Source organism: Actinomadura violacea (assembly GCF_017573465.1).
GTDB lineage: Bacteria > Actinomycetota > Actinomycetes > Streptosporangiales > Streptosporangiaceae > Spirillospora > Spirillospora violacea.
In genome coordinates this window covers 261,435-285,608 of sequence record NZ_JAGEPF010000003.1, presented here as the reverse complement: position 1 = coordinate 285,608, position 24,174 = coordinate 261,435, and the positions used below count along the sequence as shown (strand labels likewise).

The 24,174-nt window shown below is 73.7% G+C and carries 25 protein-coding genes; 12 read left to right on the top strand and 13 right to left on the bottom strand.

The features are described 5' to 3' along the window. Positions 1–52: 52 nt before the first annotated feature. The 3 genes from J4709_RS05300 to J4709_RS05290 all read left to right on the top strand — a co-directional run bounded on the left by J4709_RS05300 (position 53) and on the right by J4709_RS05290 (position 3,275). Positions 53–778 carry a TetR/AcrR family transcriptional regulator gene (locus J4709_RS05300; RefSeq protein ID WP_208237526.1) on the top strand — a complete coding sequence of 242 codons (726 nt, stop codon included), beginning with the start codon at positions 53–55 and terminating at the stop codon, positions 776–778. Positions 779–856: 78 nt separating this feature from the next. Further along, the gene (locus J4709_RS05295) at positions 857–2,203 is read left to right on the top strand and encodes a hypothetical protein (protein WP_208237524.1); all 1,347 of its coding nucleotides are present in this window, start codon (positions 857–859) and stop codon (positions 2,201–2,203) included. A gap of 109 nt (positions 2,204–2,312) precedes the next feature. Beyond that, positions 2,313–3,275 carry an ARPP-1 family domain-containing protein gene (locus tag J4709_RS05290; RefSeq protein ID WP_208237522.1) on the top strand — a complete coding sequence of 321 codons (963 nt, stop codon included), beginning with the start codon at positions 2,313–2,315 and terminating at the stop codon, positions 3,273–3,275. A 216-nt stretch (positions 3,276–3,491) separates the two neighbouring features. Here J4709_RS05290 and J4709_RS05285 read toward each other — a convergent pair whose 3' ends face one another. Further along, positions 3,492–3,935, bottom strand: coding sequence for an acyl-CoA thioesterase (locus J4709_RS05285; RefSeq protein WP_208237520.1), 444 nt, complete (start codon positions 3,933–3,935; stop codon positions 3,492–3,494). Positions 3,936–4,116: 181 nt separating this feature from the next. Between J4709_RS05285 and J4709_RS05280 the strand changes: the two genes are divergently transcribed. Then, positions 4,117–4,476 carry a YybH family protein gene (locus J4709_RS05280; protein WP_208237518.1) on the top strand — a complete coding sequence of 120 codons (360 nt, stop codon included), beginning with the start codon at positions 4,117–4,119 and terminating at the stop codon, positions 4,474–4,476. A gap of 59 nt (positions 4,477–4,535) precedes the next feature. On the opposite strand, the gene J4709_RS05275 is transcribed toward J4709_RS05280, so the two are convergent. After that, on the bottom strand, positions 4,536–5,363 hold the full coding sequence (locus tag J4709_RS05275; protein ID WP_208237516.1) for an alpha/beta fold hydrolase: 828 nt from the start codon (positions 5,361–5,363) through the stop codon (positions 4,536–4,538). Between the two features lie 210 nt (positions 5,364–5,573). On the opposite strand from J4709_RS05275, the gene J4709_RS05270 reads away from it, so the two are divergent. The 5 genes from J4709_RS05270 to J4709_RS05250 all read left to right on the top strand — a co-directional run bounded on the left by J4709_RS05270 (position 5,574) and on the right by J4709_RS05250 (position 11,369). Continuing rightward, positions 5,574–6,824, top strand: a complete 1,251-nt coding sequence (locus tag J4709_RS05270; protein ID WP_208237515.1) for an AI-2E family transporter — start codon at positions 5,574–5,576, stop codon at positions 6,822–6,824. A 77-nt stretch (positions 6,825–6,901) separates the two neighbouring features. After that, the gene (locus J4709_RS05265) at positions 6,902–8,011 is read left to right on the top strand and encodes an ABC transporter permease (RefSeq protein ID WP_208237513.1); all 1,110 of its coding nucleotides are present in this window, start codon (positions 6,902–6,904) and stop codon (positions 8,009–8,011) included. Next, the gene (locus J4709_RS05260) at positions 8,008–8,694 is read left to right on the top strand and encodes an ABC transporter ATP-binding protein (RefSeq protein WP_208237511.1); all 687 of its coding nucleotides are present in this window, start codon (positions 8,008–8,010) and stop codon (positions 8,692–8,694) included. The genes J4709_RS05265 and J4709_RS05260 overlap by 4 nt, the downstream gene beginning before the upstream one ends. Before the next feature lie 33 nt (positions 8,695–8,727). Next, entirely contained in the window at positions 8,728–9,312 is a 585-nt protein-coding gene (locus J4709_RS05255) for a TetR/AcrR family transcriptional regulator (protein WP_208237509.1), read from the top strand. A gap of 161 nt (positions 9,313–9,473) precedes the next feature. Further along, positions 9,474–11,369: a glycoside hydrolase family 3 protein gene (locus J4709_RS05250; RefSeq protein ID WP_208237507.1), complete on the top strand. Its 1,896-nt coding sequence runs from the start codon at positions 9,474–9,476 to the stop codon at positions 11,367–11,369. Positions 11,370–11,469: 100 nt separating this feature from the next. On the opposite strand, the gene J4709_RS05245 is transcribed toward J4709_RS05250, so the two are convergent. Then, a complete protein-coding gene (locus J4709_RS05245; RefSeq protein ID WP_208237505.1) occupies positions 11,470–12,528 on the bottom strand; it encodes an alpha/beta hydrolase in 1,059 nt (352 codons plus the stop codon). Positions 12,529–12,695: 167 nt separating this feature from the next. Next, positions 12,696–13,454 carry a TetR/AcrR family transcriptional regulator gene (locus J4709_RS05240; RefSeq protein WP_208237503.1) on the bottom strand — a complete coding sequence of 253 codons (759 nt, stop codon included), beginning with the start codon at positions 13,452–13,454 and terminating at the stop codon, positions 12,696–12,698. A 123-nt stretch (positions 13,455–13,577) separates the two neighbouring features. Between J4709_RS05240 and J4709_RS05235 the strand changes: the two genes are divergently transcribed. Then, positions 13,578–14,264: a phosphatase PAP2 family protein gene (locus J4709_RS05235; protein WP_208237495.1), complete on the top strand. Its 687-nt coding sequence runs from the start codon at positions 13,578–13,580 to the stop codon at positions 14,262–14,264. A gap of 58 nt (positions 14,265–14,322) precedes the next feature. Here the strand turns inward: J4709_RS05235 and J4709_RS05230 are convergent, their stop codons facing one another. Then, on the bottom strand, positions 14,323–15,072 hold the full coding sequence (locus J4709_RS05230; RefSeq protein WP_208237493.1) for an alpha/beta fold hydrolase: 750 nt from the start codon (positions 15,070–15,072) through the stop codon (positions 14,323–14,325). Between the two features lie 83 nt (positions 15,073–15,155). Between J4709_RS05230 and J4709_RS05225 the strand changes: the two genes are divergently transcribed. Further along, positions 15,156–16,169, top strand: a complete 1,014-nt coding sequence (locus J4709_RS05225; RefSeq protein ID WP_307800980.1) for a helix-turn-helix transcriptional regulator — start codon at positions 15,156–15,158, stop codon at positions 16,167–16,169. Between the two features lie 15 nt (positions 16,170–16,184). Here J4709_RS05225 and J4709_RS05220 read toward each other — a convergent pair whose 3' ends face one another. The 5 genes from J4709_RS05220 to J4709_RS05200 all read right to left on the bottom strand — a co-directional run bounded on the left by J4709_RS05220 (position 16,185) and on the right by J4709_RS05200 (position 19,690). Further along, entirely contained in the window at positions 16,185–16,784 is a 600-nt protein-coding gene (locus J4709_RS05220) for a GNAT family N-acetyltransferase (RefSeq protein WP_208237491.1), read from the bottom strand. Between the two features lie 95 nt (positions 16,785–16,879). Then, positions 16,880–17,899, bottom strand: a complete 1,020-nt coding sequence (locus J4709_RS05215; protein ID WP_208237489.1) for a YihY/virulence factor BrkB family protein — start codon at positions 17,897–17,899, stop codon at positions 16,880–16,882. 16 nt (positions 17,900–17,915) lie between these two features. After that, the gene (locus J4709_RS05210) at positions 17,916–18,332 is read right to left on the bottom strand and encodes a DUF3618 domain-containing protein (protein WP_208237488.1); all 417 of its coding nucleotides are present in this window, start codon (positions 18,330–18,332) and stop codon (positions 17,916–17,918) included. Continuing rightward, positions 18,329–18,817: a phage holin family protein gene (locus J4709_RS05205; protein ID WP_173093032.1), complete on the bottom strand. Its 489-nt coding sequence runs from the start codon at positions 18,815–18,817 to the stop codon at positions 18,329–18,331. Before J4709_RS05205 ends, J4709_RS05210 begins: the two co-directional genes overlap by 4 nt. Positions 18,818–18,913: 96 nt before the next feature. Next, positions 18,914–19,690: an SDR family oxidoreductase gene (locus J4709_RS05200; protein ID WP_307800979.1), complete on the bottom strand. Its 777-nt coding sequence runs from the start codon at positions 19,688–19,690 to the stop codon at positions 18,914–18,916. A 284-nt stretch (positions 19,691–19,974) separates the two neighbouring features. On the opposite strand from J4709_RS05200, the gene J4709_RS05195 reads away from it, so the two are divergent. Beyond that, a complete protein-coding gene (locus tag J4709_RS05195; protein ID WP_208237484.1) occupies positions 19,975–21,540 on the top strand; it encodes a sialidase family protein in 1,566 nt (521 codons plus the stop codon). 48 nt (positions 21,541–21,588) lie between these two features. Here the strand turns inward: J4709_RS05195 and J4709_RS05190 are convergent, their stop codons facing one another. From J4709_RS05190 to J4709_RS05180, 3 genes are read right to left on the bottom strand one after another with little or no spacing between them, the layout of a single operon-like run. Next, entirely contained in the window at positions 21,589–22,239 is a 651-nt protein-coding gene (locus J4709_RS05190; protein WP_208237482.1) for a Type 1 glutamine amidotransferase-like domain-containing protein, read from the bottom strand. A gap of 28 nt (positions 22,240–22,267) precedes the next feature. Continuing rightward, on the bottom strand, positions 22,268–23,392 hold the full coding sequence (locus J4709_RS05185; protein ID WP_208237480.1) for an AAA family ATPase: 1,125 nt from the start codon (positions 23,390–23,392) through the stop codon (positions 22,268–22,270). Beyond that, the gene (locus J4709_RS05180; protein ID WP_208237478.1) at positions 23,376–24,164 is read right to left on the bottom strand and encodes an RNA ligase family protein; all 789 of its coding nucleotides are present in this window, start codon (positions 24,162–24,164) and stop codon (positions 23,376–23,378) included. Before J4709_RS05180 ends, J4709_RS05185 begins: the two co-directional genes overlap by 17 nt. Positions 24,165–24,174: the final 10 nt, after the last annotated feature.

Below are 24,174 nucleotides of genomic sequence, written 5' to 3'. Positions count from 1 at the left end.
TTTGCAGTCACACCAAGTTTTCAGTGACGTCAGCGAAGGTAGGATTCGGGGCATGGGCAAGGAGATCGACCGGCGCCCCGAACCCGAGCCGGGGCTGCGCGAGCGCAAGAAGCGCGAGACCCGCCGCCGCATCGCCGACATCGCCACCGGGCTGTTCATCACCCGCGGCTTCGACAACGTCACCGTCGCCGACGTCGCCCGCACCGCCGATGTCTCGGTCAACACGGTCTTCAACTACTTCAGGACCAAAGAGGACCTGTTCTTCGACCGCCAGGACGAGATCCACGACACCGCCGCCGACGCCTTCCACGACCGGCGCCCCGGCGAGGGCGTCGTCGCGCTGTTCCGCCGGCGCTTCTTCGAGGGCCTGGACGAGCGCTCCTACCGCACCGCGTTCCACGAGGGCTCGGAGATCTGGATGCAGACCGTCCACGACAGCCCCGCCCTCACCGCCCGCATGCGCGAACTCGGCGAGGAACTGAAGGACGAGCTCGCCGCCCTGCTCGCGGAGGAGACCGGCGCCGGCCCCGACGACATCGCCCCCCGCGCCGCCGCCGCGATGATCTACGCCGCCCAGGGCGCCCTGATCCAGGAGATCGCCGCCCGCAAACGCGCCGGCGAGACGCTCGAAGAGATGCGTGAGGACGTGTACGCCTCCGCCGCCCGCGTCTTCGACATGCTGGAGCACGGCATCGGCGACTACGCCGTCGCACCCGCCTCCGGTACCCCGTCCGGCACCCGGTCTGGCACGGGCGCCGGCTCCGCCGAGGAGGCATAGCGCGGCGCTCACGGGAAAAATGAGTGTCGAGGCACTCCACGGCGTTCCTAAAATCCATGATTGCGGAGGCGAACAATCATGGACACCCCCACGCTCCTCACCCATCTGCAGACCCACGACACCGCCCTCACCCTGCCCCGGGGCGGCACCCTGCGCTGGGACGACGCGGACCTGCACCGCGCCGCCCACGCCGCCGGCCCCGAGCACTACGCGCTGCTGGCCCTCGCGCCCGGCGCGCTGCCCTGGCAGCGCGCCCGCGTCCTGCTGCAGACCCTCGCGGCCTCCCAGGCCGGCCTCGACGACCCCACCCGCGGCACCCTCGCGCGCCTCGCCCGCGTCCTGACCCTCGCGCTGCCGCCCGCGCACGTCATCACCGTCCTGCTCGCGCTGCGGCGGCTGCGCGCCAACCACAAGCACACCACCCGCACCGTGCTGCGGTTCGTGCTCGAGCACCCCGACGCCGACGCGCTCATCGCCGCCCGCCGCCCCGCCCTGCTCGACTGCTTCGAGCACGCGCTCGGCAAGACCGCCGCGCGCGGCTGCGCCCGCCGCATCGACGACGGCGACACCGGCTCGGACTACCTGCGGCGCCGGCTGCTGCGCTTCCTCGCCGCACCCGCCGCCGCGCCCGCCCGCGTCCAGGCCCTCTACGCCCCCGCGCCCGCCGCCGGCGCGGCGCCCGGCGCCGCCCCGGCGCTACCCGACCGGCCCGCCCTCGCCCTCGACACCGCCCGCGAACACCCCGCGACCGTCACCGCCACCAACCGCGGCGACATCGCCGCCACCCTCGTCCACCTGTACCGGGGCGGCCCCGCCGCGGACCTGCACGCCGCCCTCGGCCGCCAACTCGACGCCGCCGCCCGCGCCTTCCCCCGCTTCGCCGGCACCGTCGCGCTCGTCCTGGACGCCTCGGCGTCCATGCGCGGCTACGGCGAACGCGAATGGGCCGTGCTGTCGCAGGCCGCGGCGCTGCGGATGCTGCTGTCGCAGGTGTGCGACCGGCTCGAGGTCGTCGAGGTCGGCGGCGACGAACGCGCCCCGCGCGGCGCCACCGACCTGGCCGCCGGGGTCCTGGACGCCCTCGGCACCGGCCCCGACCTGGTCGCCGTCGTCTCCGACGGCTACGAGAACCGCTTCCCCGGCGACCTCGCCCGCGTCACCGCGACCCTGCCCCGCGCCGGCGTCACCACCCCCGTGGTGTTCTGCCACGCCCTGTTCAGCGCCGCCGACGACCTGGCGCTGCGCCGCCCCGACCCGTCCCTGCCGCAGCGCGGGTTCTGGCACCAGGACGACTTCACCGCCCTGCTGCCTTGGATGTTCGCGCACTGCGACGCGGGCAGCCCCTGGCTGGACACCGCCCTGCACGCCCGCCTGGACGTCCTGGACCGGCGGGCCGCCGACCTCACCACCGCCATCGCCGCCTGATCCGGCCCCACCACCACGAGGCCCACCACCACGCGGCACCGGCCGCGCGCGGCCGCATGCGTCCCGTGTCGCGCCCGAGGGCCGCCCGCCCGAACGAAAGGAGCACCGCATGACCGAGATGACGGCGCTCGACACACTCCTGCCCGGCCCGCTCAGCCTCGCCGGGCACCGCCTCGGGACCCCGCAGCAGGCCGGCGCGCTCACCATGGTGCCCGTCTCCGGCCCCGCCCGTCCCGGCTTCGTGCCGCCGCGCACCGGACTGAAGCTGTCGCGCGTCACCGGCTATGGACGCCTCGAACTGCGCAACGGCGCCCCCGCCGGCGTCGCGATCGTCCCCCTGCACATCGGTTACGTCCAGGACGCCGCCCAGAACCACGCGCTGTGCCGCTCGGCGCTCCTCGGCCCCGGCCAGAAACTGCTGTTCGAGGACGCCTGCTGCGTCCAGCAGACCCAGGGCGGTTACCTCACCGGCCGCGACCAGTGGTTCTTCGTGCTGCCCGGCGAACTGCGCGCCCGCGCCCTGCAACTGCGCGGCGTGCACGGCTACGCCAAGCTGTGGGACGACATCGCCGACCTCAACCACCGCTGCGGGCTGCCCCGCCGCGGCCACCTCGAGCAGATCCTGTCGCGCAAGCGGCCCGTCCTCACCCAGTTCCAGAGCCGCCTGGAACCGCAGCCCGGACAGGTCGGCGCGCTGTTCCTGGTCGCCGGCCGCTTCGCCGGCCTGGAACTGTGCCCCGACCCGCGCTACTTCGCCGAGATGTGGCCCGCGCTGGCGTGCTTCGCCTACGGCGTCGCCGCCTGGCGCACCGAACCCGGGCCCGTGCCCGCCGCCCCCTACGACGCCGGAACCCTCGCCGAACTGCGCGCCGCCCTGGACCGCGACCGCACCGACCGCCTCACCGGGATCGCCGCACGGATCGCCACCGCCGCACTCGACGAGCCCGCCGACGTGCAGGAGGAGGAACGCTACCTCGACCTGCGGCTGTCAACCGTCACGAGCCCGCACCTGGCCGGGCAGATCGTCACCGACGGCGGCCGCGCCGTCTACGCCTCCCTATTCGCCCGCTGACCCGGCACGGTGTGCGCCCGCTGACCCGGCACGGCGCCCGCCGGACGGCCCGGAGCCGCCCGGACCGCCCCGCAACGAGCGCCGCACCGCAAAAGGGGTTGCCCCGGGAGGCCCCCACCCAGTTGAATCGGACCCACGGGAACTGAGCCGGACCCGTCAGGCGAAAACCCGGATTCCACGTTCGGATCGCACGACGCTCATAACGTCGCGAAGCGATCACGAGCCTGACCCGGTGCCGGCCGCCTGTCCCGTCTCCTCCAGGTAGGGCGCGAGCGCCGCCCGCACGTCCCCCGGCATCTCCCGCTTGGCCTTGGAGCCGGGGTCGACGAACACGTGCCGCACCTCCCCGTCGGCCATCAGCCGCCCCTCCACCAGGAACCGCGGCCGCACGATCATGCTCGTCGTCCCCAGATGCGCGACCGGCATCTCGATGTCCACCAGGTCGTCGAACCGCGCGCCCTCCCGGTACCGGATCCGCGCCTCGGCCACCACCAGGTCGTAGCCCGCCTCCACCATCTCGTCCGGCCCGGACACCGCCGCCCGCCACAGCTCCGTCAACGCCACGTCGTAGAAGAACAGGTAGTGCCCGTTGAAGACCACGCCCTGCTGGTCGCACTCGCTGTAGCGCACCCGCAACCGATGATTGAAGATCTGCCCCATAGCGCCACATCCTGCCGCAACACCAACCGCGGCGGGCGACGGCACCCGGAGGCGAGGCTCGCCGGGAACCGCGCAAGTCCATAAGAAATGCTTCTGAGGCGGAGAAGAATCATCTGTTGGACTTCTGGCTCCCGAACGCCCAGCATGGGAGGTGAACCACCGGACCACCAGGGAGGACGTCATGTACGAGAAGGCCATGCGACCCGAGGACATCACCCGCCTGTTCGTCGAGCGGTCCAACGCCGGCGACGCCGCCGGGGTCGCCGAGCTCTACGAGCGGGACGCCGTGCTCGCCTACCCGCCCGGCTCGCAGACCGTCGGCCGCGACGCGATCCGTGCGCTGTGGGAGAAGGTGCTCGCCGGACGCCCGCACTTCGAGCCCGAGGAGCCGCTGCCCACCCTTGTCAGCGGCGACCTCGCCCTCACCTCCACCCCGCCCAAGGACGGCGCCGGAGCCCGCGCCCAGGTCGTCCGCCGCCAGCCCGACGGCAGCTGGCTCCGCGTCCTCGACCAGCCCGAGTTCACCGCCCCCGCGAGCTGACCGCGCCGAGTCGGCCATGCCGGGCCGCCCGCGCCGGACGCGCGCGGGCGCCGCGGCCGTCAGGCGGCAAGGAACTCCAGCAGGTCCCGGTTGAAGCGCTCCTTGTCGCCCGGCACCATCGCGATGCCGTGCGAGCCGCCCTCGTACACCTTCAGCGTCGCGTCCGGGATGATCCGCGCGGACTTGCGGGCGGTCGCGTCGATCGGGACGATCTGGTCGTCGTCGCCGTGCACGATCAGCGTCGGCACGTCGAACTTCTTCAGGTCGTCGGTGAAGTCGGTCTCGGCGAACGCCGTCGTGCAGTCGACGCCCGCCTTGATGCTCTCGTGCATCGCCATGAACCAGAACGCGTCCCGGTTGCCCTGCGTCACCTTGTTGCCCGGGCGGTTCGCGCCGAAGAACCCCTCGGAGCTGTCCTTCCAGAACTGCGAGCGCTCCCGCAGGATCCCGGCCTTGATGTCCTCGAACACCTGCGCGGGGACGCCCTCGGGATTGCCGTCGGTCTTCAGCATCAGCGGCGGGATCGCCGACAGCAGCACCGCCTTGGCGACCCGGCCGGTGCCGTGCCGGCCGATGTAGCGGGCCAGTTCCCCGCCGCCCATCGAATGCGCCACCAGCGTGACGTCCCGCAGGTCGAGCGTCCCGAGCAGGTCGGCGAGGTCGTCGGCGAAGGTGTCGAAGTCGTAGCCGTCCCACGGCTGCGACGAGCGGCCGTGCCCGCGCCGGTCGTGCGCGATGCCGCGGTAGCCGGCGTCGGCGACCGCCTTCATCTGGTCCTCCCACGCGTCGGCGTTCAGCGGCCAGCCGTGGATGAACACCACCGGGGCGCCCGACCCCCAGTCCTTGTAGAAGATCTCGTTGCCGTCGCGCGTCGTGACGAACCCCATCGCGTGAACCCCCAGACGTGTCGGTGCGTTCCGGCCGACGTTCCCGGGCACGCCCGCCGCTACCGGGATCGCCGGACAAGACGGGGTCGACCTTTCTTTGCCCGCCGGACCGGCCCCGGCGGTGCAGCCGGACGGCGCGGCGGCTGAAGTCTCGGCAAAGCCGGGCGCGTGCGGACGGGGACGCGACGCCGCCGCGGTTAGCGTGCCGCCATGCCGCAGACGCCCGGCGACAGGCCCGCGGACGCGCCCGCCGGCGTCCCGCCCGACGCGGCCCCCGCACCGTCCGGGCCTCCGGGCCCTCCCGGACCGCCCGCGCCCCCGCCGGACGCGCCGGGACCGTCCGGACCGCGGCGGATGCCGGCGTGGCTGCCTCGGGCGTTCGCGCTCGCCGGCGTGACCGTGCTGGCGTTCATGGCCCTGGTGTGGCTGCTGGCGCGGCTGCGCGGGCTGCTGCTGATCGTGCTTGTCTCGCTGTTCCTGGCGTTCGCGATCGAACCGGCGGTGAACCGGCTCGCTGCCCGCGGGTGGCGCCGCGGCGCCGCCACCGCGCTGATGTTCGTGGTGCTCGGCGTGCTGCTGGCGGGGTTCCTCGGCGGGATCGGGTCGCTGCTGGCCACCCAGACCGTCCACCTGATCAACGGGTTCCCCGGCTACGTCGCGCAGGTCATCGACTGGATCAACGCGACGTTCGGCACCCGCCTGTCGCGCGACACGCTGTTCCAGCGGCTGCCGACCGTGACCGGCGCGCTGTCGCGGCACCTGACGGACCTCGCGCAGAACGTGTGGGGGATCGGCGCCACCGCGTTCGGGGTGGTGTTCAAGGGGCTCGGGGTGCTGCTGTTCACCTTCTACCTGTCGGCGCAGGGCCCGCAGTTGCGCCGGACGGTGTGCTCGGTGCTGCCGCCGCCCCGGCAGCGGCAGGTGCTGCGGGCCTGGGAGATCGCGATCGACAAGACCGGCGGCTACATCTACTCCCGCGCGCTGCTGGCGCTGTTCTCCGCCGTCGCGCACTTCCTCGCGCTCGCCGGGCTGGGGGTGCCGTACGCGGCGACGCTGGCGGTGTGGGTGGGGGTGGTGTCGCAGTTCATCCCGGCGGTCGGCACCTACCTGGCGGGCGCCGTGCCGGTGCTGATCGCGCTGACCCGCTCGCCGGCGACCGCGCTGTGGGTGCTGCTGTTCATCGTCGGCTACCAGCAGATCGAGAACTACCTGCTGCAGCCGCGCATCACCGCCCGGACCCTCGACATGCACCCCGCGGTCGCGTTCGGGCTGGTGCTGGCCGGGGCGGCGGTGGCCGGGCCGGTCGGGGCGCTGGTGGCGCTGCCGTTCGGCGCGAGCGTGCAGGCGTTCGGCGGCGCCTACGTCCGCCGCTACGCCGTGGAGGAGCATGCGCTGACCCGGACGGCGCCGCGCAAGCGCGGCCGCCGGCGGTGGCCGTGGAGGCGGCGGCCCCGAACGTGACCCCCGGTTTTAGTGACACCTTGTCGCCAACATAAGGTTGGCGACATAGTGTCGCCAACTACTCCCGGAGCCCCTCCGTGTTCCTCGCCCTCCGCGACCTGCGGTTCGCCCGCGGCCGCTTCCTGCTGATGGGCACCGTGATCGCGCTGATCTCGGTGCTCGCCGCCGTCCTCACCGGCCTGTCGTCCGGGCTGGTCCGCGACGGCGTGTCCGCCCTGCGCGCCATGCCCGTCACCCACTTCGCCTTCCAGCGCGGCGTCGAGGGGGACCTGTACTCGCGCAGCACCGTCTCCGCCGACGACGCCGCCGCCTGGGCCGCGCGCCCCGAAGTCCGCCGCGCCGCCCCCTACGGCAACCAGCTCGCCCACGCCAAGAACGCCCGCACCGGCAAGGACCTCGACATCGCCGTGTTCGGCATGGACCCCGGCTCGTTCATCGCGCCCCGCCCCGCCACCGGCCGCCCCCTCGGCGCCGTCCCCGACGGCGTGCTGATCTCCAGCCGGCTCGCCGACGACGGCGTCCGGGTCGGCGACACCCTCCGCGTCGAGCGCAGCGGCGCCGCGCTGCCCGTCGTCGGCACCGTCGGCGACCAGTCCTTCACCCACGTCGCCGTCGTCTACGCGCCGCTGCGCACGTGGCAGCGCATCCACTACGGCCTGCCCGGCGCACCGCCCGAACAGGCCTACCACCAGGCCACCGCCATCGCCCTGGACGCCTCGTCCTCCGTCGCCGGCGCCAAGGACGCCCAGGTCATCACCAAGCAGAAGTCCTACTCCGCCTCGCCCGGGTTCGCCGCCGAGACCGCCACCATGACCCTCATCAAGGTGTTCCTGTACCTGATCTCCATGCTGGTCGTCGCCGCGTTCTTCGTCGTGTGGACGGTCCAGCGCAAGAGCGAGATCGCGCTGGTGCGGGCGCTCGGCGGATCCGCCTGGTACCTGGTGCGCGACGCCGTCGCGCAGGTGCTGGTGGTGCTGGTCGCGGCCACCGCCGCCGGGACCGCCGCTGGTCTCGGCCTCACCGCCGGGCTGCACGCCGCGTCCCGCACCGTCCCCATCGCCCTGGAGGCCGCGCCGCTGGCGACCGCCGCCGTGCTGCTGATCGTCCTCGGCGTGCTCGGCACCGTCGTCACCCTGCGCCGCGTCACCTCCGTCGACCCCCTCACCGCCCTCGGAGGCAGCCGATGACCGCCACCGCCACCCGCACCGGCCTCACCCTGTCCGGCGTCACCCTGCGCTACGGCGCCGGCGACACCCTCGTCACCGCCCTCGACGGCGTCGACCTCACCGTCGAACCCGGCGAGGTCGTCGCCGTCGCCGGTCCCTCCGGCTCCGGCAAGTCCAGCCTCCTCGCCGTCGCCGGCGCGCTGATCGCCCCGACCGAGGGCACCGTCGCCATCGGCGGCACCGACGTCACCGCCGCCGGCCCCGCGCGCCGCACCGAACTGCGCCGCACCGGCATCGGCTACGTCTTCCAGGCCTCCAACCTGCTGCCCTCCCTCACCGCCCGCGACCAGCTGCTGCTCGTCGCGCACCTGGCCGGGCGCGTCACCCGCGAGCACCGCGACCGCGCCGCCGAACTGCTGGACGCCGTCGGGATGACCGCCAAGGCCGCCCGGCGCCCGCACGAGCTGTCGGGCGGCGAGCGCCAGCGCGTCGGCATCGCCCGCGCCCTGATGAACCGGCCCGCGCTGCTGCTGGCCGACGAGCCCACCGCCGCCCTCGACCAGCACCGCGCCCGCGACGTCGTCGCGCTGCTGGCCGAGCAGGCCCACGCGCGCGGCACCGCGACCGTCCTGGTCACCCATGACGAGGGGCTGCTGGACCGCGCCGACCGCGTCGTGCGGATCCGGGACGGCAGAATGGGCTAGCCGCACCGCCCTCCCGCCGCGGAAGGAGACCGCATGCCGAGGATCACCGCCCCGACCGTCGCCGAGCACCGCGCCCGCAGGCACACCGCCCTGCAGGCCGCCGCCCGCGACATCCTGCTCGCCGACGGCGCGCAGGCGGTGACCCCGGCGGCGGTCGGCGCCCGCGCCGGCCTCGCCCGCTCCAGCGTCTACAAGTACTTCGGCTCCACCGGCGACATCCTCGCCCAGCTCGCCGCCGACGTCTTCGCCGCCTGGACCGGCCGGCTGCGCGCCGCCACCGACGCCGCGGACCCCGCCGACGGACAGGACGGGCCCGGCGCGCGCATCGCCGCCTACGTCCGCGGCCACCTGGAGTTCGCCCGCAGCGACGACCGCCGCGTCACCGACGCCATCGCCGCCGCCGGGCTGCCCGCCGAATGCCTGGACTGGGTCGCCGCGCAGCAGCGCGCCCTCGTCGCGCCGCTGCGCGAGGCCCTCGCCGACCGCGGCGACCCCGACCCCGAGGCGACCGCCGCCCTCATCCTCGGCACCCTGGACGGCGCCGCCCGCCTCATCGACGCCGGACGCGACCCCGCCGCCGTCACCGACGCCGCCCTGGCCTTCATCACCCGCCCCTGATCCCCGGGCCTCCTCAGGGCAGCGGGCGCGGACGGCTTTACCCGCAGCAGAACGGACCCGGACCGCATCGTCGACCATTGCCGTGGACGAGCCCGCCCCGCCGGGTTAGCGTGCCAGCAGAACCTTGATCAATTGGCAGCTCGGGGGCGGAGGGAGCCGTCATGCACCTGCCCCGCACGCACCGTCCTCCCGGGCCGTCGGCCCGCCTCCGGCCGCCCGGCACCGGACGCGCACGCCGCGCCGCCGCCGGCCTGGCCGCCGCGGCGCTCGCCGCCACCGCGCTGACCGCGCCCGCCGCCCGAGCGCAGACCACCGGGCACGACGCCGGCAAGGACCCGGCGCTGACGCGGCTGCTGCGCTCGATGAGCCTGCAGGACAAGGCCGCGCAGCTGTTCGTCCTGCAGGTCTACGGCAAGAGCGCCGACACCGCCGACCCCGCGGACGTCGCCGCCAACCGCAAGCTGTACGGGGTCGACAACGCCGCACAGGTCGTCGCCCGCTACCACCCCGGCGGATTCATCTACTACGCCAACAACGTCGACGACCCGGCGCAGCTCGCCGGATTCTCCAACGGCATCCAGCGTGCCGCGATGGCGCAGCCGCACCGCGTCCCCGAGACGATCGCCACCGACCAGGAGGGCGGCATCGTCGCGCGCGTCCAGCCGCCCGCGACCCAGTCGCCCGGCAGCATGGCCCTGGCCGCCGGACGCAGCACCGGCGACGCCCGCGCCCTCGCCCGCATCACCGGCCAGGAGCTGCGCGCCATCGGCGTCAACCAGGACTACGCGCCCGACGCCGACGTCAACGTCAACCCCGCCAACCCCGTCATCGGCGTCCGGTCCTTCGGCTCGGACCCGTCGCTGGTGTCGTCCATGGTCACCGCGCAGATCCGCGGGTACCGGGCCGGGGGAGTGACCGCCACCGCCAAGCACTTCCCCGGGCACGGCGACACCACCACCGACAGCCACACCGGCGTCCCGCGGATCGGCCACACCCGCGCCCAGTGGGAGAAGCTCGACCTGCCGCCCTTCCGCGCGGCGATCGCCGCCGGTGCCGAGGCGATCATGACTGCGCACATCATCGTCCCGGCTCTCGACCCCTCCGAGGACCCCGCCACCCTGTCCAAGCCGATCCTCACCGGCATCCTGCGCGACCAGCTGCACTACCGCGGCGTCATCGTCACCGACGCCCTCGACATGCAGGGCGTCCGCGACAAGTACGGCGACGAGCGCATCCCCGTCCTCGCCCTCAAGGCCGGCGCGGACGTCCTCCTCAAACCGCCCGCGGACGCCTCCGGCAACGGCGTGTTCTCCCGCCAGCTCGCCGCCGTCGTCAACGCGGTCAAGACCGGCGAGATCAGCGAGCAGCGCCTCGACGCGTCGGTGTACCGGGTGCTGGCCCTCAAGCAGAAGCGCGGCCTGTTCCGCAGCCCCTACACCGACACCTCCCGGGTCGGACGGACCGTCGGCACCCGCGCGCACCTGGCCGCCGCGCAGCGCGCCGCCGACCGCACCACCACCCTGGTCAAGAACGACGCCGGCCTGCTCCCGCTGAAGACCGGGCCCCGCAAGGTCCTGGTCGCCGGATGGGGTACCGCCTCCAGCACCGCCGGCCTCGCCACGGGGATCGCCGCGCACGGCGCGGCCACCACCGTCCGCAGCACCGGCCTCAGCCCCACCCAGGCGCAGATCGACGACGCCGTCGCCGCCGCCAAGGACCAGGACCTCGTCGTCGCCGTCACCAACCGCGCCTGGGACGTCAGCACCGAACCCGGCCACCAGGGCCCCGGGCAGATGAACCTGGTCAAGGCGCTCGTCGCCACCGGCAAGCCCGTCGTCGTCATCGCCGTCCGCGACCCCTACGACATCGCCTACTTCCCCGAGGCCGCCACCTACCTGGCCACCTACTCCTACACCGCCGAAGCGCAGCGCTCGGCCGTCAAGACGCTGTTCGGCGAGAACGCCCCGCACGGGAAGCTGCCCGTCGTCATCCCCACCCGCGACGACCCCGGCACCGCGCTCTACCCGTTCGGATACGGGCTGACCTACAAGCACTGAAACGCGGGACCGGACGCCGACGGCCCGGCCCCGGGGACGACAGCCGCTGTCGTCCTCGGGGCCGGGCCGGGTTCGGCTCTGCTCGGTGCGGCCGGTGCGGTCAGCGGTGCCGCGCGGTCACCGCGACCTGCTTGGCGCCGATCGCCTTCATGATCGACGGCCAGATCTTGGTGGACTCGCGGATCCACGCGGGCCAGTTGTGCCGGCCGTCGCCGTAGATGTCGGAGGTGTAGGGCACCTTCAGCTCGTCCAGGTGCTTCTTGAACTCCTTGTTGTCCGCGCCGACCGCGATCTCGCTCAGCAGGCCGATGTCCCACGGCGCCACGTCCGGGTCGCCGGGGCCCGGCCGGCCGGTCGTCCCGGCGGAGAAGAACAGCTGCGTGCCGCGCAGCTTGCCGGCCAGCGCGTACGGGTCGTGGGCGGCCCAGTTGGCGTCGTCGGCCCACGGGATGCCCCAGATCGCGAACGGGTCCTGCCCGTTGCCGGCGTTGGTGAACATCAGCATCGCCGGCATCCCCGCCGACCGCATCGACAGCACGCCGCTCAGCGACGCGACGTACTTGAACAGCCCCGGGTGCCGGGCGGCGTAGCTGAACGCGCCCTGCCCGCCCGAGGAGTTGCCGATCGCCGCGCGGACCGCTCCAGCGCCGTAGTTGCGCTCCATCAGCTGGCGCACCTCGGCGGTGTGGAAGGTCTCCCACTTGGGGGTCCCGCCCTTGCCGTAGTTGTACCAGTCGGTGTACGAGCCGTTCTCGCCCTCCGGCATCACGACCAGGACGTCGTACTTGGCGGCCCATGCCTCGATGTCGGTGTTCTTGGTCCAGGAGGTGTAATTGTCCTGCCCGCCGTGGTAGGCGTACAGCACCGGCCACGTCTGCGCCGACCCGCGCTTCCAGTCCTTGGGCAGCAGGATCCGGGTCTTCACCGACTTGCCGAGCGCGGGGGAGGAGATCGTCACGTCCACCTCGTGGTCGGCGACCTTCGTCTCCTGGGTGATCTGCGCGCCGTCGTCCGCCTTCGCCGGGGCCGTGTCCGCCTGCGCCGGCCCGGCGCCCGCGGCACTGGCCCCCGCCACCAGGACGGTCGCGACGGCGCTCGCCGTCACCGAGCGCCGCCAGCGGACGACGGCGAGTACCGGACGGCGGACAGAGGGTGTCATGTGCTCACCTTGCGGAAAAGGCCCGACCCCCGCGGCCGCGCGACTTCCGCCGAGTGTGCCGCCGCCTCGCAAAATGATCTACAAACCGGAGTAACAAAGAAAGATCCGGATCACTGTTGATATGTGAGTCATTCCGCCGCTCCTGTGAGCGTCCGGTGACACACGGGTCAGATGGGGCGGTGACTGAGGAATCTGGCGAGATCTCCGACCATGCCGACGTCGAACGTCCCCGCGACCGCACGCACCAGCCCGCCGAACGGTGCGTCCGGCGGCTCCACCCGCAGCAACCACGCCACCCGGTCCGCGCACAGCGGGTCGAACACCGCCGCGGCCGCCAGCATCGCGGTGAACTGCGCCGCCATCGTCGCCTCCAGCACCGGGCGGGCCGGCTCGCGGGTGCGCAGCCACTCGGTCCCCGACCACTCCACGCCCGCTATCCACGCCTGGACGGTCGAGCGCAGCGTCCCGCTCGGCTCCTCGACCCGCAGCGTCCGGTACGTCAGCGCGCAGATCTCGTCGCGGACCTTCTGCGCGGTCGACAGCGTCGCCTCCGGCGCCTGCCGGCTCCCGACCCCGAGCAGGCTGGCGTACCCGACCTCGTAGCGCTCCAGGAAGTCGACGTACAGCTCCAGCCGCCGCATCATCTGCACCGACGGCGGGCCGCCGGCGACCTCGTTCAGCCGGTCGGTCAGCTCCGCGCCGACCCGGTCCGCGGCCGCCTCGTACAGCTCCTGCTTGCCCTCGAAGTACCGGTACACCGACGAGCGGGACGTGCCCGCCTCCCGCGCCACGTCGTCGATCGACACCTCCGGCTCGGGCCGCCGCCCGAACGCCTCGATCGCGGCCTCGATGATCTCCTCGCGGCGGCGGTCCTGGGACAGCCGCCGGAACGGGGGCCGCCGGCGCGGCGCCGCCTCACCTGCCATGCGCGTCACCCTAGCGGGACCCCGTGCCCGCGCCGCCCGCGCGGAGCGGGCAGGTGAGCGGCGGCCGGGTGTGTGAGCCACGTCTCGGCATGACCGGCCCCGCGCATGGGGCAGGATCGAGGGATGCGGGCGCGACGGCAGGGGGGCGGCCGCGCCGGCCGCCGGCCGCCCCGGGCACTGGCGGCGGCCGCGGCCCTCGCCACGGCCGCGGCCGTCCTGGACGTGCTCGCCGGCGGCCCCCTGCGCCACCTGGACCACTGGGTGTTCTCCGGCGGCCTGCCGCCCCGCACCGGCGCCTGGCACTGGACGTGGCGCACGATCGTCAACGGCGGCCAGTACTGGATCGTCGGCAGCCTCGCCGGTATCACCGCCCTCACCGCCGCCTGGCGGCATCGCAGCGTCCCGCTGCTGCTCCGCGCCGGCGTGTGGCTGGCCTGCACCGAGCTGGTCGTGCGCGCCGCGCAGGTGCTGTTCGCGCGGACCGCGCCGCTGTACGGCCGCGACGAGCTGTTCGCCGCCGGGCACCTGTCGTTCCCGTCCGGGCACGCCGCCAACGCCGCCGCCTGCCTGCTGTTCATCGCCGCGATGGCCGGTGCGCGACGCGGCTGGACGATCGCCGCACACTCCCTGGCCGGGCTGGTCGCCGTCGCCGTCGTCGCGCTCGGCTACCACTGGCCGACCGACGCGCTGGCCGGGTGGGGGATCGGCACGCTGCTGGCCTGCGCCGCCCGCGTCCTGGTCGTGCCGGGCGAGACCGCCCGCGAAGCGCGCCGCACCGGGCCGATCGCCCCCGCCCCGAAAGACGCCTGACCGCGGCCGCGCCTCACTCAGGCGCGGTGGACCTCTGCGCGCCTCACTCCTGCGCGCCTCACTCCTGCGCGGCGGACTTCGCGAGCAGCGCGGCGAGCTCGCGCGGCTTGGAGAACATCGGCCAGTGCCCGGTCGGCAGCTCCCGGTGCGTCCAGCCGGGGCCGGTCATCATCGCGAACACCGGGTTGCCGCCGCTCGCCATCTGCCGCACCGCCGCGAGCGGAATGGTGCACGCGACGAGCGTGCGCGGCGTGTCCGGCAGCGGCTCGGGCCGCTCGAGCGGCTGCGTCACGGTCGCGAACGGCTGCGGGGTGCCGCGCCGCCGGATCTCCGCGAGCCGGTCCTCGTCGAGGCCCGCGAGGTTGACCGGGTCGGCGTCCGCGTCGAACGGCGGCACCGGGATCGTCCACCCGCCGCCCTCCCCGGCCACGGTCTTCTCCAGCTCGGCGCGGTCGTCGGGGGAGCGGAAGTCGATGCCCGCCTTCCCGGACGGCATGGGCCCGCTGTCGACGTAGACCACGCGCGACACCCGGTCCGGGACCCGGTCGGCGGCGCCGGTGACCGCCATGTTCGCGCCGCTGTGCGCGACCAGGACCACCGGCCCCGGCCCGGCGCCCTCGGCGGCGGCGACGACGTCGGCGATGTGGACGTCCAGCCCCAGTTCCGGCGTCAGCTCGCCCGCCCGCTCCGCCAGTCCCGTCAGCGTCAGCGGGAGCGCCTCGTGGCCCTCCTCGCGCAGCTCAGCGGCGACCTCCTCCCACGCCCACGCGCCCAGCCAGAACCCTGGAACCAGTACGAACGTCGCCATGTCAAAGCCCTTTCCCTTGCGGATGTGCTCCTCACGCTAGGCTCAATACCGGACAGAACCCGCCCGGATTTTGGGAGTGGTCCGTGTCACATCCCGCGGCCGAGCCCGGCCGGTCCCACCCGACGACCCGCGTCCTGGCGATGCTGGAGCTGCTGCAGGCCCACCACCACCTGACCGGGACGGACCTGGCGCGGCGGCTCGGCGTCGACGAGCGGACCGTCCGCCGCTACGCCGCACGCCTCGACGACCTCGGCGTGCCCGTCGTCGCCGAACGCGGCCGGCACGGCGGCTACCGGCTCATGCCCGGCTACAAGCTGCCGCCGCTGATGCTCACCGACGACGAGGCCGTCGCGGTCGTGCTCGGGCTGCTGGCCGGGCGCCGCCTCGGCCTGCCCGGGCAGGCGACCGAGAGCGCGCTCGCCAAGGTGCAGCGGGTGCTGCCCGCCGCGCTGAGCGGCCGCGTCCAGGCGCTCCGCGAGACCCTCGGGTTCACGCTCGCCGCCCGTGACGCCGCCGCGCCGTCCACCGGTGTCCTGCTCACCCTGGCCGCCGCCGTCCGCGAACGTCGCCGCGTCCGGCTGCGGTACCGGTCCTGGCAGGGCGCCGACTCCGAACGCGACCTGGACCCCTACGGCCTGGTGTTCCACTCCGGACGCTGGTACGCCACCGGCCACGACCACCGCAGCGGCGAGGTCCGCACCTTCCGCGTCGACCGCATCGCCTCCGCCGAGCCCGCCACCGCCGAGACCGGCACCGCGGTGACCGGCACCGCCGAAGCCGGCGACTATGAGATCCCCGCCGACGCCGACCCCGTCGGGCACGTGACCCGGTCGCTGGCCGGCGTCCCGTGGGCGCACGAGGTCGAGGTGCTGCTGGAGACCACCCTTGAGCAGGCGCGCCGCCGGATCCCCGCCACCGTCGCCACGCTCACCGAGACCGGCGGGGGAGTGCTCATGACGACCCGCGCCGAGCACCTGGACGGCATGGCGCGCATGCTCGCCGGCCTCGGCATGCCGTTCGTCGTCCGGCGCCCCGCCGAACTGCGCGGGCACGTCCGCGACCTCGCCCGACACCTGGACGAGCAGGCGGGCCGCTGACCCGTGCCGAACCCGTCAGTCCTGCGCGGGCTCGCCACCCGGCCCGTCGGAGTCGGCGGCGCGGGCCTCCCACTCCTCGCGCAGCATCGCGTAGACGACCTCGTCGGTCCACTCGCCCTTGACGATCTCGTTCTGCACCAGGTGCGCCTCGCGGCGCATCCCGAGCCGCTCCAGCACCCGCGCGGACGCGGTGTTGCGGCCGTCCAGCCGCCCGACGATCCGGTGCAGCCCGAGTCCCTCGAACCCCAGCCGCAGCACCACCCCGGCCGCCTCCGTCGCGAACCCCTTGCCGTGGAACGACGGGTTCAGGATGTAGCCGATCTCGCCCTGCTGGTGCTCGCGGCTGCGCCACTGCAGATTGACCTCGCCGACCAGGTCGCCGGTCTCGCGCCATTCGACCGCCAGCACGAGCCAGTCGCCTTCCTTCTCCAGGGACGAGGCAGCCATTTTCTCCCGCAGGAACGACCGCGACTCCTCCCGGTCACGCGGCTCCCAATACAGGAAACGCGCGACCTCGGGAAGGGATTGGTAGGCGTACAGGCTGTCCAGGTCGTCCTCTCGGAACGGACGCAGCGCCAAGCGCTCGGTCTCGATGGGAAAGGTGGGACGCAGCACGCGCCGATCCTATTCACCCGTCTCGGCGTTCGGCGACCCGTGGTTCCCCGGTAACCATCCGGCCGCCTACCCGCCCCATGGGCCTCACCCCCGGGTCAGGACCGCGTCGCGCCGTGCCGGCCCTCCCGGCCGCCGGTGTTCCGGCCGTCCCGCTCCCGGCCGTCCGCGACGCCGGTCTCGCGCTTCTCCTCGTCGCTGAATCCGCGGGTGTCACGGAATTCCACATAGGGCTCGCGGCCCCCAGGCCGTCCGGCGGCGATGGCGCGGCCGCGTTCGAGTTCGGCGTTCATCTCCGCGCCCAGCAGGATCGCCAGGTTCGTGATCCACAACCACACCAGGAAAATGATGATGCCGGCGAGGCTGCCGTAGGTCTTGTTGTAATTGGAGAAGTTCGTCACGTACGCCGCGAACAGCCCCGACGCCGCCAGCCACAGCAGGATCGCCAGCGCGCCGCCCGGGGTGACCCACCGGAATCCGCGCTTGGCGTTGGGCGCCGCCCAGTACAGCAGCGCGAACAGGAAGCTGACGACGACCAGCATCACGGGCCACTTGACGATGTCCCAGACCGTCACCGCCGTCGAGCCGAGCCCGAGCAGGTCGCCGACCTTGCGGGCCAGCGGCCCGGACACGATCACCGCGATGACCGACGCCGACAGCAGCACCAGCGTGACGATCGTGACGGCGACCCGCAGCGGCACCGTCTTCCAGATCGGCCGGCCCTCGGGGATGCCGTAGATGGCGTTGGACGCCCGCATGAACGCGCCCACGTACCCCGACGCCGACCAGATCGCGGCCAGGATGCCGACGATCGCGGCGACCCCCGCCCCGGCGCGGTTGTTCTGCAGTTGCGTGATGGCGCTGACCAGGACGTTCTTCACCGCGCCCGGCGCGATCCCGTTGATGTTGTCGATGAGGTCGCTGGTGACCGACTTGCCGCCGAGCCCGACCAGCGACACCACCACCAGCATCGCCGGGAAGATCGACAGGATGGCGTAGTAGGTGAGGGCCGCGGCGCGGTCCGAGAGGTTGTCGCGCTGGTACGCCCCGAAGGCGCGCTTGGCGGCGTTTCGCCACGAGGGGACGGGCAGATCGGTGGGCGCGGCGGGCCTGCGCATGCCGGGGGATCCTCTCTCAGAGTTTCAGCGGTCCGCGCCCGGTCCGGCGCACGCGGACCGGGGCGCGCTGCGCGCGGCGCACCCGGACCTGCACCGGGCCCCTGCGCAGCCGGTGGCTCAGCCGCGCCTGCGCGGCGCGGCGGTGCCGCATCCACACCGTCAGCGCGGCGACGGCGCCGGCCGCCGCGACGGCGGCGCCGCCCTGCGCGGCGCGGGTGCGGGCCTGCCGGGACGCGACGACCCGGCGGGCGCGCAGGGCGCGCTCGCGGGCCATCTCCCGGGCCTGGTCGGCCTTGTCGCGGGCCATCGCCTTGACGTCGGCCTTGGCCGCCAGCGCCTCGACGGTGTCCCCGAGCTCCTGGCGGGCCCGGTCGACGTCCTGGCGCAGCTCCTCGGTGCCGGCGTCGGCGCCGTGCCTGCTCTGGGTGGTCATCGGTGCGTCGCCCTCTCCTTCAGGTCCGCGACGGTCAGGCGCGCCTCGTCCATCGCCCGTTCGGGTTTGGCGGGCGTCGCCCGCTTGGTCTGCGCCATGCCGAGCAGGCCCAGCACGCCCGCCACCAGCACCAGGAAACCGCCGATGATGAGGGCGGCGGCCCACACGGGCAGCACCAGCGCGATCGCCGCGATCGCGGCGGCCAGCAGCGCTCCCGCCCCGTACAGGGCGACCAGCGCCGCGCCGCCGAACATGCCGGCGCCGGTGCCGGCATGCCGGCCCTTGTCCTTCAGTTCCGCCACGGCGAGCCGCAGTTCCGCGCGCATCAGTTCCGACACCTGCTGGGTCGCCTGCCGGACGAGCTCGCCCGTCCCGGCGTCGCGCCTGCTCCCGTTGAGGAACTCGGGGGCGCGTCCGGTGTCCTGCCCGGACGCCCCGGTGATCTCGGCGGCGCTCCGGCCGTCGTGTGTCCGCAGGGTGCTCATGGCCTCAGGCCCCCTCCGCGTGCTGTCGGTTGCGAAGCTTGGCAGACCCGTTCCCCCTGGTCGGGAGCTAAACGTGGGATGCGGCGAGCCAGGCCGCTAGCCGCGGCCGACGAAGGAGGGCATCGCGGTGGCCAGCACCGACATGAACTGGACGTTGGCGTCCAGCGGCAGGCCCGCCATGTAGAGGACGGCGTCGGCGACGTGCCGGACGTCCATCACCGGCTCGGCCTTCACCGACCCGTCGGCCTGCAGGGTGCCGGACCCGAACCGGCCGGTCATCTCCGTGGCGGCGTTGCCGACGTCGATCTGCCCGCATGCGATGCGGTAGGGGCGGCCCTCCAGCGACAGCGTCTTGGTGAGGCCGGTGATCGCGTGCTTGCTGGCGGTGTAGGCGGCCGACAGGGGACGCGGGGTGTGCGCCGACAGCGACCCGTTGTTGATGATTCGGCCGCCCGGCGGGTCCTGCTCCTTCATCATGCGGAACGCCTGCTGGGCGCACAGGAACGTGCCGGTGAGGTTGGTGTCCAGGACGGTCCGCCACTCGCGGTGCGAGAACTCCTCGACCGGCTGCGGCGCGCCGAACACCCCGGCGTTGTTGACCAGCAGGTCCAGCCGTCCCCAGTGCTCGGCGACGGCGCCGAACAGCGCCTCGACCGATGCGGGGTCGGTGACGTCGGCGGGGACGGGCAGCGCCCGGCCGGCGGCGGCGCTGGCGGCGGTCCCTTCCAGGCGGTCGGCGCGGCGTCCGGCGAGCGCGACCCGCCAGCCGGCGTCCAGCAGGGCGGCCGCGACGGCGGCGCCGATGCCCGAGCCGGCCCCGGTGACCAGGGCGACCCGGTCGGCGCGCGCGGCGCCGGTCTCATGATCGGGCACGGTCCGAGCCTCCCCGCCCGGCGTCTCATATGTCAAAACCGACATTCACAATACACAATACGGATGACCGCCGCTGAACACCGACATCACGGGATGTTCCAGGCGCATCGGGACGGCGGCGCCTTGACGATCCACCACGCCGATCAGTTCCCGCCTGGCCGGATCCGGACCGGGCGCGGGTGTCCAGGGTCGGTCATCGGGTCTTGTGGGCCTGCTGAGGCGGATCTACGTTCCGCCAGGGCGTTCCTCTCAGCGCTCCACTGACCCCCGAGGAGCTCCCTCCGATGACGACCCGTACAACGATCGCGGCAGCGCTGCTGCTCGGCTCCGCCCTCGCCACCGCGCCCGCGGCGCAGGCGGCCCCCGGCCCGGCCGCACAGCCCGTCCATCCGATCTCGCCCGGAGATCCCTACGCCGCCTGCACCGCCGGCGCCACCCCGGACGGCACCGTCTACCCGGGCTCCGAAGTGGAGCCCTGGATCGCCGCCGACCCGCACCACCCCGGACGGGTCATCTCCGTCTACCAGCAGGACCGCTGGTCGGACGGCGGCGCCAAGGGCGTCGCCGCCTCCTACAGCCGCGACGGCCGGCACTTCACCAAGACCCCGCTGCCGTTCAGCAAGTGCGCCCCCGGCGGCCTGAACTACGAACGGGCCTCCGACGCGTGGGTGGACTTCGGTCCCGACGGCGTCGCCTACGCCAGCGGCCTGGACTTCGACGTGTCCACGGCGCGCAACGGCGTCGGCGCCGCAACCTCCTTCGACGGCGGCCGCACCTGGAGCCGCACCACTCAGCTCATCGACGACACCGATCCCTCCATCGTCGACGACAAGAACTCCGTCACCGCCGACCCGCGCCACCCCGGCACCGCCTACCAGGTGTGGGACCGCATCGACCAGGTGACCACGGGGCCCGGCGCGCACTACACCGGGCCGTCCTACATCGCCATCACCCGCGACCACGGACGCACCTGGACGCCCGCGCGCCCGTTCGTGGACACCGGCGTCGTCCCGAACTCCCAGACGATCGGCAACGTCATCGTCGCCGACGCCCGGCGCGACGTCCTGTACGACTTCTTCGAATGGCAGACCTACAGCGACGTCAACGCCACCCAGCCGGTCGACCTGCACTTCGCCGTGGTCACCTCCAAGGACCAGGGACGGACGTGGAGCAAGCCCGTCACGATCGCCCCCGACACCTCCGTGCCGGAGGTCGACCCCAACGCCCCCGACGACCCGGCCAAGGCGCTGCGGGGCGGCGCCAACCTCATCAGTGCCGCCGTCGACCCGCGGACCGGCGAGCTGTACGCGACGTTCGAGGGCGCCGACCCGACCGGCTCCTACGACCAGATCCAGCTCGTCCACTCCACCGACGCGGGCCGTACCTGGTCGGCCCCGGCGCGCATCAACCAGGCGCCGAAGGCGCCGGCGTTCACCCCGTCCATCGCGGTGAACGCCCGCGGGACGGTCGCGATCACCTACGTCGACCTTCGCTACCTGCAGCCCGGCGACACCGGCACGCTGCCGACCGCCATGTGGTACCTCACCTTCCCGCGCGGCGGCGAGAACCGCCCGTCCGAGCGCCGGATCTCCCGCGTCTTCGACTGGCTGAAGGCGCCGTACGCCGGGTGGGGCCACTTCCTCGGTGACTACGAGAGCGTCGCGGTCGCCGGGCACGGGTTCCAGCCCGCGGTGATCGAGACCAACGAGACCGGCCCCGCGACCAACAGCACCGACCTGTTCACCGGGATCTTCGGTGCCAACCCGGCATCGGCCGTTCCGGCGCCGGCGAGCCCCGCGCCGCACCTGGCCACCGCTCGCCATCTGAACGCCCACCGCACCCAGCACTGAGCCAAGGGGGCCGCCGGTATCGCCCGGCGGCCCCCTGCCCGTCCAGTGTCAGTGCACCTGGGACTCCGCGCCGTCAACCACCAGGACCTGGCCGTCGCGCAGCGGCCGATGGGGGACGCCTTCGTCGCGGTAGCGGGCGGCGACGGCCGTCAGCACCTCCGACTCCGGATGCCCAGGGGAGTCGACATGGGGGACCAGTACGTGATCGAGGACCCCCAGCCCCTCCCACACCGGCGGCTCCCCGTGGACGCGGGCGACGTCGGACGGATCGTCGCACGCCTCCAGCCCGCGCAGGCTCGGCGCCAGCACGCAACCGCCCGCGCTGTAACCCGCGTAGACGAGCGCATCGCGTTCGAGCAGCTCGGTGAGCGCGGCGTCGGCGCCGCTGCGCGCCAGCGCGTAGCGCAGCATGAAGGCGTTGCCGCCCCGGGCCCACACCAGTGGGAAGCGGGCCAGCTCCGCGGCGACATCGGCGGCGGGCCGGCCGAAGTACCGTCGCAGGTCGATCTCGGTCGGGCGCAGCCCCAACGCGGTCAGGGCGGCGATCTCGCTCCCGACTCCGGCCCGCCGGTCGTCCTCGGAGTGCGCGTCCAGGGCGTTGGCGATCACGACGGCCTCGGCTCCCTTCGGCGCCGGCAGCAGGCCGAGCAGCCGGTCGGGGTGGCGGCCGACGCGGAAGGAGGACAGATACAAGCGCACCTGTGGACTCTAGAGGACGAGCCCGGTCTCAGGCCGTCGTGAGCCAGTCGACGCGGTGCCCCTCGGTCGGGTCGGGCGTCTCCCAGCGGCGGACGAGCCGGTCGACGACCGCGTCCGGCACGGGGGCCGTCCGCCCCCGGTTGCGGTCGCGCAGCACCTCCGGCGGCGCCTCCAGCGCCACCAGCTCCACCCGGCCGCGGTAGCCGGCGATGAGCCCGGTGCACTGCTCGCGCTGCGTCCGCGACACGTTCGTGGCGTTCCACACGAACGACCGGCCGGCGCGCAGATGCTCGCGGGCCAGCTCGTGCGCCGCGGCGGCGACCGCGCGCTGGTCGCCGGCGGGGGACACGCCCATCTCGGTGCGCAGCCGGTCCAGGCTGACCACCGGCACGTCCGGGCGGTTCGCGGCGATCCAGTGGTCCTTGCCGACGCCCGGCAGGCCCGACAGGACCGTCACCGTGCAGCGGGAGTCGTCGTAGGCGTCGTAGTCGGGGTCGCGGTCGTCCTTGCGGAAGTACCAGAACCGCGCGTGGTCGGACGGGAACGCGCGCGGCCCGTCCAGGCACCGCTGCTCGGCGCAGTACTCCCCGTACAGGGCGACGTTCTCCAGCAGTTCGTCGGTGTCGGGGCAGATCCGGCCGAGGATGTCGGCGGACGCCAGCAGCACGAGGTCGTCGTTGCGGGCCAGCAGGCTCACCCGGAACGCGATCTTCTGCAGGTCGGGGCGCTCCAGCGCCCAGAACGGCACCTGGTGGTGGCGGATCAGCGCGGCGACGTGCTCGCGCCACGCGACGGGCGCGCCCATCTCCCACAGGATGCGGCGGACCATCAGGTCGCCGCGGCGCGAATGGCCGCGCGCGGTGATGCGGCCGTCGTCCTCGGTGCGGGTGCAGTGCGGCTTGGCGATGTCGTGCATCAGCACCGTCGTGAAAAGCCGCACCCGCTCGTCCGCCGGACGGGCCCGCCACTGCGGCAGGGCGGCGAGCGCCTCGCACGCCATCCGCGTGTGGACCTCGACGTCGCCCTCGCCGTGGAACACCGCGTCCTGCGGGACGCCCGCCATCTCGCGCACCCAACCGAACGCCTCGCGGATCTCGTCCCACGGTACGTCCCAGTGCGGCGGCGCCGGGCACAGGTCAGCGAACACCCGCATACAGCACCTCCGGGTCGGCCAGGCCGTTGGCGACGATCGGACGCTCCTGCCAGTGCGTACCCGAGTCGAGGATGGCGGTCAGGAAGCTCGGCCGGACCCACTTGTAGCGGTCGACGGTCTCCCCGTCCTCCTCCACCTTGATGTAGAGGCCTTCCATCTCGTCGGACTTGTCGGTCTCGGCGGCGACCCGGTCGGGATCGGCGCCGCCCGCCTGCGCCGCCGCGCGCAGCGCGTCCCGCCAGTCGGGGGTGCGGCACGTGGACGGCCCGACGAACGCCGTCAGCGCGGCGAGATCCGGGAGCGTCCCCTCGTGCAGGACGGGCACCGACACCACCGGTGTCCCCGCCAGCAGTTCGCGGCGCCGCGCGGTGGACAGGAACGTCCCGTCGCGCTGGTCGAGGACGTCGAATTCGCAGAAATAGTGGGGGAGCGCATCGTAGAAAACGGTGTGCTTGGCGTACAGCCATTCCCCGTACATGACGTAACGGTCGCCGAGCCGTTCCCGCAGGACGTGCTGGACGGACGCCGCCCACGCCTTCAGCGGCCCGAACTGCCGTTCGCGGGGCCCGCCGGTCAGGTAGTGGCCGCGGCTCTGCAGCCGCAGTTCCCCTTCGGCGGAGAAGCTGATGCCGCAGTTGGCGCCGTCGAGCTTCTCCTCCACCACCAGGTACCGTCCGGCGATCGCCGAGAACGGCCGCGCGGCCAGGTCGTGGTCCCCCGGCTGCAGCCGGGAGCCCTCGATGTGCCGGGTGCGGGGGTATTTGCGGAGCATGCCGACTGTT